Genomic DNA, 13,792 nt, shown 5'->3' with positions numbered 1-13,792 from the left:
TTAGATAAAGAAACATGAAACTTTCTCAATTCAGATTTGATCTTCCAGAGGAATTGATCGCCACTCATCCGTCAAAGAACAGGGATGAGTCACGCTTGTTGGTTGTCAACCGTAAAACCGGGGATATTGAACACAAAAGTTTTAAGGATATTATTGACTATTTCGACGATAAAGATGTTTTTGTTTTCAACGATACGAAAGTCTTTCCTGCCCGTTTATATGGAAATAAGGAAAAGACCGGAGCTACAATAGAGGTATTCTTGCTGCGTGAGTTAAACGAGGAATTCCATCTGTGGGATGTACTTGTTGATCCTGCTCGTAAAATACGTATAGGAAATAAATTGTATTTTGGTGACGATGACTCAATGGTTGCCGAAGTTATAGATAATACAACTTCGCGTGGACGTACGCTTCGTTTTTTGTATGATGGTCCATCCGAAGAGTTCAGAAAAGCACTTTATGCTCTTGGTGAAACTCCAATCCCTAAATACCTGAACAGAGGTGAAGAACCCGAAGATAAGGATCGCTATCAGACTATATTCGCTAAAAACGAAGGTGCTGTCGTAGCTCCTGCTGCCGGACTTCACTTTAGCCGTGAGTTAATGAAACGCTTAGAAATTAAAGGTGTTCATTTTGCATATATAACTTTGCACTCGGGCTTGGGTAATTATAGAGATATTGACGTAGAAGATCTTACAAAGCATAAAATGGACTCGGAGCAATTGCTTATTACTCAGGAAGCGACAGATATCGTCAACAAAGCAAAAGATGAAGGTCGTAGAGTATGTGCTGTTGGAACTTCGGTGATGAGAGCTGTAGAAACAATAGTGAGTACAGATGGTTACCTGAAAACAAATGAAGGGTGGACAAATAAGTTTATTTTCCCTCCGTATGATTTTGGTATAGCCGACTCTATGGTTACTAATTTTCATTTGCCTCAGTCTACATTATTGATGATGACTGCAGCATTTGGCGGGTATGATCGTATAATGGATATATATGAAATCGCTGTAAAGGAGAAATATAAATTCGGAACTTACGGAGACGCAATGCTTATCATTTGATGATACTCGAAAAAGAAAAAAAGCATAATGTTTATCTGGGACTTGGCTCCAACTTGGGAGACCGAGGAGAAAATCTGGATAATGCAATAGATTATATAGAAGAGCGGATTGGCGAGGTGATCGCCACTTCCGCTTTTTATATTACCGAGCCTGTCGGCTTTGAGTCTGCTAATCAGTTCTTGAATGCTGCATGCAGAGTGGAGACTAAACTTACTCCTATTGAAGTATTGCAGGCTGCTCAATGGATCGAAAAAGAGATGGGGAGAGATGTTAAGTCTCAGGGTGAAAGATACACCGATCGAATTATAGATATTGATGTCTTGTTATACGAAGATGTAATTCTGGATTCTGCTGATTTGAAATTACCGCACCCTCATATTCACGAAAGGTCTTTTGTTTTATTTCCTTTAGCTGAGATTGCAGGGGAATATATGCATCCGATTCTTCATAAGACAATCAATCAATTAAAGGATGCCATAGTGCCACCGACTTCCATAGCGTAATAAGGGATAGTATTATTGTATTGAAAATATATAAATCAGCAGTTTACGATAAAACTGCTGATTTTTTTTTATGATTTTCTTATAAATTATGACTGAAATCAAAACTCACCTGATGCCTGCCTATTGCTCATTTGCTGAATGAGAGAAAAATGCAGGAAAGGTAACCGTACTCTCATTATGGTATCTGTCTGAAGCTGTTACGGTATAATAATACCCAAAATCGCCCTCTTTGATTGTAAAAGCATAGCTATTTGTTCGTAGACCTGTTGATAATATATTGCCTGCATTGTTGGTGTCTACGGGTTCTTTGTCTGATACATACACGGTATATGTGTAATCTCCATCTGCTGTTGGTGGATTCCATTTAATGTTTAGCTTGTTGTCTTTGTCTTTAAAGACTTGCAAATCAGTTGGGGAATTCGGCGCAATGTTGTTTAGCCATGTCAGTGGCGGTAGCTTCGCCGGAGTAGGGTAGTAGGTGTGTATAGAGTCTAAAACTCCTTTTAGATTGCTGAGAACATTCGCTGTTCTGAAATATGCTGCTCCGGGGATCTTTTTATCCCGAATGTATTGCATCTGGTTCGTAATATCTTGTAGCGGCCACTTTAATTCATCCATCTGATAAACACCCAGTCCCGGAGCAATAAGCCTTCCGTTACTATTTGCAATCCAGTCGTTAAGGAACGGATAAAAATAATGATCACGGTAATACATCATTGGGAAAAGTAGGTCGTGTTTTCCACTTTTCAGCCAATGTCCTGCATCCTGAAACACTGTTTCATAAGCTGTCCATCCATCGTTGGGTGATATCTCTGGCAGAACTTTGTATCTTCCTAAAGGGGAACTACTCACTTGTACCCATTTTTTTAAAGCCTTTACCGTATCGTATGCTTCACTGATCAGCTTGTTGATATTTTCCCTACGCCAATCATATAGATTCATCCCGTTTCCATATTTTCGGTAGGTATCGTCATCGGGAAATTTGCGGGAGTTACTCGGATAGCGGATATAATCGAAATGAATGCCATCTACATCATAATTCTGAACAATCTCCTTCACTATAGATACGATCAGATTGCGTGTTTCGGGCATTCCGGGATCGAGATACCATCTTTCTCCTATAGCCTTGTAATATGAAGGTTTGTTTTGTACTACTGTGGCTTTTCTTCGCCTTCCTTTGCCTGTATATCGCACTGTGGCTTTATCCATAGGATAGGCTATAACCCATGCATGGCATTCCATCCCTCTTTTGTGACATTCTTCTATAGCGAAGGCTAAAGGGTCGAAATTGTCATCATGATTGAAATATGAACTAAGAGGTTCTATCTTAGATCGATAAAAAACATATCCTTGAGCTCTTGCCTGAAAGAGGACTGTGTTGAAATTCGCTTCCCGTAATTTATCCAGAATTTTTTTTAATTGTTCTTTCTGAGCCTTGACGCTGGTATGCTGGGCAGGCCAATCGAGACCCCAGTTTGTTGTTAGCCAAACGGCACGTATTTCGGTAGCAGGAGCTTGAGAAAATATATATAGAGGAAGTAGTAAAAGTAGAAATAAGATGTGGAACGGTTTCATATTTATAATCCGCTAAAGTTTACATTGTTGAATAAAAGCGATGGAATGCGCCAAGAGGAAGTCTCACGGGGATCGTTTCCTGCTTCTGTAAGACTATCCCAAAGAGACAGCATATTTCCGGTTATGTTCATTTCTCCCAATGGAGTTGAAATCTTTCCGTTTTCGATCAAGAAGCCCTCTATACCAAACGAAAAATCTCCGGTAGTAGGGTTGCTGTTGCCTCCGTTGAAGTTGGTAACCCATATTCCTTTTTGGACAGATGATAAAATGGTATCGAAACCTCTTTCTCCCAAAGACATTTGAAGAATAGAAGGGGAAGATATGGTAGGGGCTACTCCTATTTTCAGAGAATTGTATGTGTCTATGAAATAATTTTGCAGAATACCTTTCTCTACAATTGTTCTATCTTTTGTCTCTACGCCTTCACCATCAAACCATCGCGCTCCAAAGGAACGTTTTAGGTGTGGTGTATCGTAAAGTGTAAAGATGTCAGCCGTTATCTTTTCTCCCATTTGGTTTAATAGGAAAGAATTTTTCTGTTGAAGTGCTGTCCCGTACATTGCGCTGATAAGTGGAGATAATATACGCGACGAAGTGGTATTGTCTAACAACATGTCATACTTGCCCGATTTTATCTTTTGTTGTCCGATCTTGCGTAATGCTCTGTTGAATGCAATTTTTGCTATCCCACTTTTTTTCAGATCTTCCCAATATACAGCACTGTCGTACCAGAAGGATTCGGCACGAGCGTCACCATCCGTTTTCAGTGATACTTCTACCATCAGGTTAAACGCTGAGTCTACACATTCGGCTTCAAATCCATTGCTGGAAATCATATATTCTGCTCCTACGCCATCATCGTATGCCGAGGTGACAGAGATTATACGATTGTCGCTGCCATGTATTTCCTCTACAGACTGCTTTATAAGATTTAACTTCTCATTTGTTGGAATGGACTCAAAGCTTTCATCACAGAGGTCTAAATCCGTTTCGTCTCCTCTGAAATATCTTTGCGTGTCGGGCAGTTGGCGAAAAGGGTCTTCCGATAAATATTTAGTAGACGTGATGCCTTCTTTTATAAAAGACTCTAATCCTACTTTTTCTATCCGATTGGTGGAAAATGAGCCGTATCTGCCATCTATAAATAATTCTATATAGAGTTTGTTTTCACTGCTTTGGTGAAGTTTATCTAATTGAGTGTTTCTGTATTCGAAAGAATTGTTGTTTGCCGTGATTACTGAAACCCGAGCTCCTTGGCATCCATTAGCCAGAGCTAGTTCCATAGACCATTGGGCAATATCTTTGTGTTGCTTACTTATCATATCTTTGTTGTTGTGGATGCAAAAATACACAGATTTAGTGTAAAAAAGAGAAAAAGTTAGAATAGAAACTTTCTTAGTATACGAATTAACGTTCTCTAACTAAGCTGTTGTGATTCAAAGTCTGGACAATGTTTCTGGGGAAAAGATTCTGATTTAATTTCTTAAAGCTCAGTCAAGTTGCTGAGGAGTGTTATAGTGTGTACTTATAAATAGAGATTGAGGGGTATTTATTATAGCATATCAAACGCACAGCAATCATTCTCTCTTATATAATAAAAAAAGCGACACCGAAGTGCCGCTCTTGATGTTTTCACAACGGAATAATCCTTATTGTGATTTGAAAGCAAATCACAACCAGTTCGGAATATCAGACTCATCTGGAAAAGATGTATTTCAATGAACTAAGATACAATTTTGAAAGCAAATCACAACTTAAATTTCTTTGACAAAAATTCGTCAAAAGATGTATTTCAATGAACTAAGATACAATTTTGAAAGCAAATCACAACGGACATGAGCGGGATACTTCCACAATAGTTGATGTATTTCAATGAACTAAGATACAATTTTGAATACAATTTGCAATTGATGGCTCAAGATATATTAAGCAGATAGTCTTGTCGCTAACTTAATAGTACATTGTAAGTATGCGAGTACTCTATTGAAAAATGTATCTATTCCCAAGCGCGTATTGACGATAATTTGTAATGTTCTTATTGTCCGTAAATAGCAGACGCTATAGTAATAGTTCTTTATATACCTATCTCGACTTCTATAGCACATTGTCTATCGTAAATCGGTTTACAGAAGCATATAATCCTTCAGCTTAACACGAAGTATTTTTAAAGATTTTGTTATACGATATTCCACCGTTTTTATAGATATTCCGAGGTTTGTAGCGATCTCTGCATTCGTATTTTCTCCAAACCTGCTCATTTCAAAAACTTCTTTGTATTTTTCAGGCAATTCTTTAATAGCGGACTGTATTCTGATTGCCAGTTCTTCTACCATGTAATAATCGGGGTCTTCGAATTGCTCTTTTAATTTTTCATATAATATTGCATGTACTCTTTTTCTATATTGTTCATTCCTGATTGCATTAAAAGTGCGATTTTTGGCAGCAACGAACAGATACGATTTCAGAGACGTTTCAACAGTCAGATATTTCCTTTTCTCCCATATATGCAACATGAGATCTTGAACTAATTCTTCAGCCTCAACGTCAGAAATAAATTGTGAAACATATTCACAAAGAGGTGAATAGAACTTAACAAACATTTCTTTATAAGCCCTAGTATCCCCTTCTAAAATTCCGTTTAGAAGCAATTGTTCATCCATAATATTTAAGGTGCGGGCAAAGGTAATTTTTTCATCAATAATAAGTATATAAAACTTTCAAGAAAAGTAGGGCCATTAAAATTAATAAAAAATTTGATTTGTAGTTTAGGGTGGTGCACAATATATGTGTCGTATATATAGAAACATGTAGTGAATAGGCTTATAAAAAAATGGAATTAAACGAAAAATCATATATTGAGATACCAGATGAGTCATTGCTCCTTAGATATATTACCGGAGAAGTAACGCAAGAGGAGAGTTTATTGGTCAAAGAATGGAGTGGGAAAGACTCTGCAAATGAAGAGCTCCTTATTCAGCTGGCACGCATGTATTATGCTCAAAGAACACAACAGCGGATTAAGAATCGTGATACTGAAGCCGCATTTCGAATCGTAAATAATAAAATCAAGAAAAAAGGAAGGCGTTTATTCCTCCAGCGGGTTGGCGTAGCAGCATCTTTGATTATCGGTATTCTAGGTATAGGTTCTTTCTTCTTTCAATATCTAGGCTTGCGCGAGAGCTTCCTTCCATCTATGATTACAGTAGAATCGAATGATAACTTCCGTACTCGTCTGGTGTTACCCGATGGAACCGAAGTTTGTCTTAATTCGGGAAGCAGCATCACATATCCGTCCCATTATACCGACGGTGAACGAAATGTTACTCTCTCAGGTGAAGCATATTTTAAAGTGACTCATAATAAAGAGAAACCTTTTGTTGTGAGTGCTTTGGATAAGAAGTATAAAGTTAAGGTACTCGGAACAGAGTTCAATATGCAGGCCTATAAAGACGACAATGTTATTCAGACAACACTTATATCCGGAAGTGTTCAGGTCGATATTCAGGGGAAGAACACGAAGACGGTTTTGTTGCCTTCGCAAAAAGCAATCTACTCCCTACAGAATAACGAATTGGAGGTAGTAAGTGCTAATCCGGATAGAGAGACAGACTGGATGTATAGCCGTTTGGTATTCAAGAAAACACCTATGCCGGAGGTACTGGCGCGATTGTCCCGTTTCTATAAAGTGGAGTTCGATGTGAGAAATAAAATCATAGATACTTATACATTTACCGGAACCTTCGAAGACAGACCTTTGTATCAGGTGTTGGATTATATGAAGATATCATCACAAATAGATTATAATATAACTTATGAGAAAGATGAAAAAGGTACTAAATCTGTCGTGGTATTGAGACGATAGAACGGAAAGAAAATAACTCGGATATCTTTCAAAATCAACTAACCTTAAAATTTAACAGCCTATGAAAAAATAACCAGAAGGAATCTAATAAAAAAACACGGAAACATGTTACCAGCATATTTCCGTGCTAAAAAACAAATCTGAAAAACAATTTATTTTTTTACTTAAAGCATAACAAAAATATGAGAAAAATCCATCATCTCCAACAACCTTGGAGATATTGTAACCGTTTCCTCGAGTTACACAAAATTCCTCTTACTATGAAATTATCGTTGACATTACTTATTCTGTCAATTAATGTCTCTTTTGCAGCCCATTCGTATGCTCAACAAGTAACATTATCCCTTGACATTCAAAACAAGAAAGTCGTTGATGTTTTGGACGAAATCGAAAAACAATCGGAATTTCGATTTTACTACAATAATAAACTGGTCGATGTAGATCGTACGGTATCTGTAAAAGTGAAGAAGAAAGCCGTGTTTTCTATTCTGGACGAATTGTTTTCAAATTACAATGTAGAGTACAAAGTAATTGATAAAGATATCATCCTTACTGAAAAAAATAAGGGTGAAAATAAGACCCGCGAAGCACATCAGCAGCAAATAGATATAACGGGTATAGTTACAGATGCAAACGGAGAAGTATTACCCGGGGTAAGTGTTGTCGTGAAAAATACTACATTCGGTACAATTACCGACACAGATGGCAAGTATACCATAAATGTTCCCGACAGAAATGCTGTTCTGATCTATTCGATGATAGGTTTTTTGAAATATGAAGAGCCTGTGGGTAATAGAAGGTCTATAAATATATCACTGAAAGAAGAAATCCGCGAAATGGATGAGGTTGTTGTGATAGGTTACGGAACTGTAAAAAGAGCCAATCTGGGAGGAGCTGTCGCTACAGCCGATTCGAAAGTATTCCAGTCCCGTCCTATCCAAAATGCAGCCTCAGCACTCCAAGGCGAGGTTCCGGGTCTTACTGTGATACGTACAAGTGGGGCCCCCGGAAGTAGTCCAGTTTTGCGTGTACGTGATATCTCGTCTGTCAATGGAGGAGCTCCGTTGGTATTGATTGATGGCGCAGAAGGAGATTTGGGTACAATAAACCCTGCCGATATCGAGAATATATCTGTTCTCAAAGACGGGACAGCAGCTATCTACGGGGCGCGTGCTGCTGACGGGGTTGTACTGATTACAACAAAAAATGCGAACAGGAACCAAAAATTAAAGGTAACCCTCGATGCATATTACTCGATAAAGAAACCGGCACTGTTGAAAAAACCTGCCAATCTTTATCAGCATGCTGCTATGGCTCTTGAAATCACAGACGGCAGTTTTCCTATAGAATATACCCAAGATGAACTACAACTCATTCTTGAGGGCAGCGATAAAATTATTCCAGCCGGAACGACTTGGGGACGCTGGGGCAATGCATATCCAAAATTCTACAAAGACCAAAATTGGAATGAACATATTATAGGAAATGGCAATATTCAGAATTATAATGTCAGCTTTTCCGGAGGGGGAGATAAATATACATATCTCATTTCTTTGGGCTACCAGAAAGAAGAGGGACTACCTAAATTCGGAATAGATTCGGATAAGCGTTATTTTGTGCGTGCAAAATCTAATATAGAAATAGTAAAAAACCTGAACTATGACCTTAATATATCCTACGAGGCTAGTGATAGGGATTACTCTTCCAGTATTAGTCAGGGACAGAATATATGGGAATTGATATACAAAACTCGCAGTTGGGCACCTGTATACAATCCGGCAGGAAATTTCTATACTTTCGAAGGATTTGACAATCCGGCACAAGTATTGCAAGATGGGGGCGAGTCTCGTCGGACAGCCGGAAACTTTACGTTCAACAACCAATTGCGTTGGCAGGTTATAGACGGGCTAAACCTTACAGGGCGTGCTATAGTTCGCAAGAGCGATGCAGATGAGTATATCGTCCAGAAGATGCTTTACAGCTACAATTGGGAAAATGTAAATCATCGGACGGCAAGAAAGCCTAATAGTGCCGAGCGTAATTATGCCAAAACGTTGTCTAAAAACTTTACATTGTATGGAGAGTACAAAAAGACATTTGCTCAAAAACATGATATAGGTATAATGTTCGGAGGGTCTCATGAATCTGCCGACTATGACAAATTCTGGGCAAAGCGTATCAATTTCGATCAGCAGGAACAGATGCCTATCAGCATGGGTAGCCCCGAAGATCAGGATGCAGCTAGTGATGGTAACGCATGGACCATTAACTCTTTCTTCTCGAGGCTTAATTATGGATTCGCTAATAAGTATTTTATCGAAGCTACATTACGTGGCGATGGTTGTTCTCGATTTGCGCCGGGTGAACGTTGGGGATATTTCCCGGGAGTAAATGCAACATGGCGTATAGGTGAAGAATCATTTATAAAGCCGCTAAATATTTTCGACGACCTCAAATTCAGGGCTTCCTACGGAAAAATGGGAAATCAATCTAATATAGGCCCTTATGATTTTATCGAACTAATTAATATCAGCAGAAATTATTATCCGTTCGGTAATGGGGCAAAAGGTCAGATGGCGAATCAGTCGAATCTGGTTTCTACTTCCCGTACATGGGAGACTATCAGGTCTGTAAACATCGGTACAGATTTCAGTTTTCTGAATAACAGACTATACGGGTCTTTCGACTACTTCTGGAAAACCAATGAGAATATGTTGATTTCCATTACTTATCCTTCCATTTTGGGGATCGCAGCTCCTTCTACGAACAGTGGAGAACTGAAAATCCACGGTTGGGAAATTATATTAGGATGGAGAGACCAGATCAGTGATTTCAAATATTCGGTAAGAGCTAGTTTAAGTGATGCTCAGAATGAAATAGCCAAAAGAATCGGGAACTCTATAATAGGATATGGAAATAACAGGACGCCTGTAGGCTATCCAATGGATTCATATTTCGGATATGTATTTGATGGTATTATCCAAAATGACCAGGAACTTGCCGAATACAAGTCTCGTTTCCCTAATAGCGGAACCGTACAGGATAAAAGGATACAAGTAGGAGATGCCAAGTATAAAGATCTGAACGGCGATGGTAATCTGACTGAATATGCTGATGGCGATGGCGACCTTGTTTATTTAGGGAATACTAATCCCCGGTACAACTTCGGATTCAATCTCAATGCTGAATATAAAGGCTTCGACTTAGGTGCATTCTTTCAGGGAGTAGGCAAGCGCACGATGTTCCTCGAAGGAGATGCCAGTAAACCGTTTAATGCACCATGGTATCAGTCGGCAGAATACTGGTATGGAAAAACATGGACGCTTGAAAGAACCGATGCCAAGTACCCGGCTATATCAAACGATGGTACCAGAAAAAATTATAACTATTATATCTCTACCAACACCAAGCATAATGTAGGATATATCAGGTTGAAGAACTTGCAGGTCGGCTATACTATCCCTAAAAAGTATACACTGAAAGCGAAACTGGAGAAAGTCAGGATATACTTCAGCGGGGAAGACCTCTTTGAAATACACAATGCACCCGGCGGATGGGACCCTGAAGATGGAGGTAGTTTTGTGAGTTATCCGTTTGCCCGTAATTACTCGTTAGGTGTTAATATCGTTTTCTAATTTTTGCTAAAGTACATAATCATGAAAAAATATATATCAACAATTTCCGCGCTCATTGCTATTTTAGTGGCAATGTCAAGTTGCCAGGATATGGATTTGCTTCCGAAAGAAAACCTAAGTGATCCTCAGTTTTGGAAAACCCCGGCCGATTATAAAAAAGCGGCAAATCTCTTGTATGACAGGATGGAAAGTTTTAATACAAGCGACAGTGAAAGTGATATTGCTTACGGCGAAGGAGCAAATAATGTAAGTAATGGAACATATATCGCAAATTCTTCGGATGGAAATTGGAATGACAGGTTTACTGATATCCGTAATTGTAATAAAATTATAGAGAAAAGTGAAGCCTACGAGGGCAATCCTTCCGAAATAGAACATTATGTAGCCGAAGCCCGTTTTTTCAGGGCCTATACTTATTGGCGTTTGATGAAGAGATTCGCTGACGTGCCTGTCATTACTAAAACTTTAAATGTGGATTCCCCTGAATTATTTGCTCATAGAGATTCTCAGGACAAAGTAGAGGATTTTATACTTTCGGAACTGGAAGCAATCTATACTAAACTGCCAAAACAAAGTGAGCTTGCAGCCGATGATAAGGGGCGTGTAACACAGGGCGCAGCCTTAGCTCTGAAAGCGAGAGTTGCATTATTCTCTGGAACATGGGCCAAATATCATAAGCACCGGGCAGATTATAAAGGACTGTTGGAACAGGCGGTAGCTGCAGCTGAAAAAGTAAGGGCAAGTGGAGAATACTCCTTATATGAAGGCTCAGGTGCCGAGAGCTATCGTTATCTGTTTATAGAAAAAGGAGACGATGCGCCGGAAGCGATTCTTTCTAACCGCTACTTTAAAGATATACGTATGCACTCGCAGGCTCACGGTGTTTATTGGGGGCAGAGGGGTACTCCGACCAAAAAGCTTGCCGAGATGTATCTGTGCAAAAGTACGGGCTTGCCTATAACCGTCTCCGGGTCAGGGTTCGCAGGATATAAAAAAATGGCTGATGAGTTTAAAAATCGTGACCCCCGTATGACTCAGACGTTCTTGATACCGGGGACAATATTCCTGAGCCCGCAGGATGGTCAGTTGGTCAGTGCTCCGGGTTTTGAAACCCGTCCGAATACGAAGACAGGATATAAGTTATGGAAGTTTATGGGAGAAGAAAGAACCGGAGTAAACGATTCGTATTATGATTATCATATCATCCGTTATGCGGAAGTATTACTTATCTTGGCAGAAGCCATATTCGAAAAAGATGATAAAATAAGTAATGAAGTCCTGAATAATACGATCAATGTAGTCCGCTCACGAAAGGGAGTAGAGATGCCTGTCCTTACAAATGAATTTGTACAGGTAAATGGACTGGATATGCGGACTGAAATACGCAGAGAGCGTACGATAGAGCTTGCATTTGAAGGATTTAGACGAGATGATCTAAGGCGATGGAAAACGGCGGAAACTGAATTGGTTGGAGCTCTGAAAGGTTTCAGGTATAAAGATAGTGAGTATGCAGAACTGAAGGTGCTGGATGATGAAAGTGCAAAGAAGCTGGACGAAAATGGTTTTTATATTGTAGAACCTGAGACAAACCGTAAGTTTATAGCACCTAAAAATTATTATTATTCTCTGCCTTTGGATGAAACAAAACTCAATCCGAACTTATTACCAAATAATCCGGGGTGGTAGAATATATTAACGGTTATAAGATGACAAAGAAAAGTTTATTTTTAATTCTATTAACCTTTACTTCAGTTTGGTGTGGCTCTCTTTCTTCCCTAAAAGGACAGAGTAAGGGGGAGCCGACACCGGCTGTACTGATGGAAAATCGTTTCCTCACCCTGAATACAATAATCCGTGTAAATCAGATCGAGGTAAGCAGAGACAGAAACGAAGGACTGGACGAACGTTCCGAGCATACTCCTGAGCGTATAATCGCATTCCGGGAAGCTGTATCTTCTGAGTTTCCGGGTGCAAGGATAACATGGGCATTCAGTTGGTTGGCATTGCATGACGAAACCGAAAATTATAAGAAGATTCGTGAACTGGTAGTCGGATATCACCTTAAGTATGGTGACGATATTACATTCATACCGGGCGCATACTTTGCCAATGCTTATAATACTCGCGAACAGGTAAATAAAGACTTGCAGGATGGACTGGCTAAGGTAAGTGAAATAGTCGGAAACGGATTCCGCCCCAAAAGTGTTGTCGCCGGCTTTCTGTCTGCCGAAAATCAACAATTCTTAGCTGAAAAAGAGGGAATACATGTATGTCAAGGCAATATATGGAGCCAATTTTCTATCGATAATCAGGATGGCGACGGGGCAGTTTCTTATCCTTTCTATCCATCGAAAGAACATTTTTGTAAGCCCGCTCAAGGCAAAGATGACTTTATTGACTGTGTGAATCTGGATGGATGGACAATGGATTTCCTCTCGGCTCGTAGAGCTGGTTTTGCCGACGGTTTCAACAGCCGTATGGGGGTAGGTCCTATCGAAACCTTAATGGCCTATGGGAAATTGACAGGACTAACGCAGATGCTATATACTTCCGCTATGCATTATGACAGGGGATTTGAGCTCAACGGATTTGCTTGGGTAACTAATTGCTGGGAACTGTCTCTTCCAATAGATATATCAGGCCTTAAAGACTGGCTGAATGAGATAAAACGAAACTGGCCAGATGTTAAGTTCATCACTCAGGGCGAATTCGGCTTATTGTGGAGGGATTATTACAAGGATAATTCTTTCAATTACCGTTTCGAGCAGAAGGGCTCAGGTATCGGAGGTTCTGATTCTAATCTGAAAATCAGATGGTTTATGAACAAGGATTTCCGTCTGGCGCTAGTTAAAGATTGGCAGAAAAACAGAACGGAAAATGTGATTGATTTTACCAACTATAATCTCAAGGCAGAAGAACCTAAGGATATGACCCGAAAATGGAGCCTGATGGGAGAAATTAATCAAAAACAGAGCCGTCCGCAAGATAAACCGAAGGCAATTGATAAAATATCTCCGGAAGGACTTGCTTTAATTAAGAAATATTACCCATATTTGCTTGTTGACTGATGTCCACAGTTACTAAAAATGCCCTGATTAAGTAAATAATAATAATCGGCTATTTATTCTTTTTATAGTAGGTCGGTTCTAAAAT

General features: G+C 39.4%; 9 protein-coding genes. 6 read left to right on the top strand and 3 right to left on the bottom strand.

Features of this window, described 5'->3' with window-relative positions; translation table 11 throughout:
* The first annotated feature begins 14 nt into the window (after window positions 1–14).
* Window positions 15–1,064: a tRNA preQ1(34) S-adenosylmethionine ribosyltransferase-isomerase QueA gene (queA, locus tag QOX35_RS00630; protein WP_283685388.1), complete on the top strand. Its 1,050-nt coding sequence runs from the start codon at window positions 15–17 to the stop codon at window positions 1,062–1,064.
* On the top strand, window positions 1,064–1,567 hold the full coding sequence (folK, locus tag QOX35_RS00625) for a 2-amino-4-hydroxy-6-hydroxymethyldihydropteridine diphosphokinase (RefSeq protein WP_283685387.1): 504 nt from the start codon (window positions 1,064–1,066) through the stop codon (window positions 1,565–1,567). The genes queA and folK overlap by 1 nt, the downstream gene beginning before the upstream one ends.
* Before the next feature lie 120 nt (window positions 1,568–1,687).
* On the opposite strand, the gene QOX35_RS00620 is transcribed toward folK, so the two are convergent.
* From QOX35_RS00620 to QOX35_RS00610, 3 genes are all read right to left on the bottom strand, one after another.
* A complete protein-coding gene (locus tag QOX35_RS00620; RefSeq protein ID WP_283685386.1) occupies window positions 1,688–3,142 on the bottom strand; it encodes a glycoside hydrolase family 10-like protein in 1,455 nt (484 codons plus the stop codon).
* Window positions 3,143–3,144: 2 nt separating this feature from the next.
* Window positions 3,145–4,464 carry a TldD/PmbA family protein gene (locus tag QOX35_RS00615; protein ID WP_283685385.1) on the bottom strand — a complete coding sequence of 440 codons (1,320 nt, stop codon included), beginning with the start codon at window positions 4,462–4,464 and terminating at the stop codon, window positions 3,145–3,147.
* Window positions 4,465–5,265: 801 nt separating this feature from the next.
* Window positions 5,266–5,802 (bottom strand): RNA polymerase sigma-70 factor, encoded by a 537-nt coding sequence (locus QOX35_RS00610; protein WP_283685384.1) that lies wholly within the window; start codon window positions 5,800–5,802, stop codon window positions 5,266–5,268.
* A 170-nt stretch (window positions 5,803–5,972) separates the two neighbouring features.
* Between QOX35_RS00610 and QOX35_RS00605 the strand changes: the two genes are divergently transcribed.
* The 4 genes from QOX35_RS00605 (at window position 5,973) to QOX35_RS00590 (ending at window position 13,707) form a co-directional block, all read left to right on the top strand.
* Entirely contained in the window at window positions 5,973–7,004 is a 1,032-nt protein-coding gene (locus tag QOX35_RS00605; protein WP_283685383.1) for a FecR family protein, read from the top strand.
* Window positions 7,005–7,264: 260 nt separating this feature from the next.
* A complete protein-coding gene (locus tag QOX35_RS00600) occupies window positions 7,265–10,639 on the top strand; it encodes a SusC/RagA family TonB-linked outer membrane protein (RefSeq protein WP_283685382.1) in 3,375 nt (1,124 codons plus the stop codon).
* A 21-nt stretch (window positions 10,640–10,660) separates the two neighbouring features.
* Entirely contained in the window at window positions 10,661–12,325 is a 1,665-nt protein-coding gene (locus QOX35_RS00595; RefSeq protein ID WP_283685381.1) for a RagB/SusD family nutrient uptake outer membrane protein, read from the top strand.
* Window positions 12,326–12,345: 20 nt separating this feature from the next.
* Window positions 12,346–13,707 carry a DUF3863 domain-containing protein gene (locus QOX35_RS00590; RefSeq protein WP_283685380.1) on the top strand — a complete coding sequence of 454 codons (1,362 nt, stop codon included), beginning with the start codon at window positions 12,346–12,348 and terminating at the stop codon, window positions 13,705–13,707.
* Window positions 13,708–13,792: the final 85 nt, after the last annotated feature.

Origin of the sequence: Dysgonomonas sp. Marseille-Q5470, assembly GCF_951230145.1 — a bacterium.
Classification (GTDB): Bacteria; Bacteroidota; Bacteroidia; order Bacteroidales; family Dysgonomonadaceae; genus Dysgonomonas.
The sequence above is the reverse complement of the archived record's forward strand: the minus strand, read 5'-3'. Positions and strand labels throughout refer to the sequence as shown.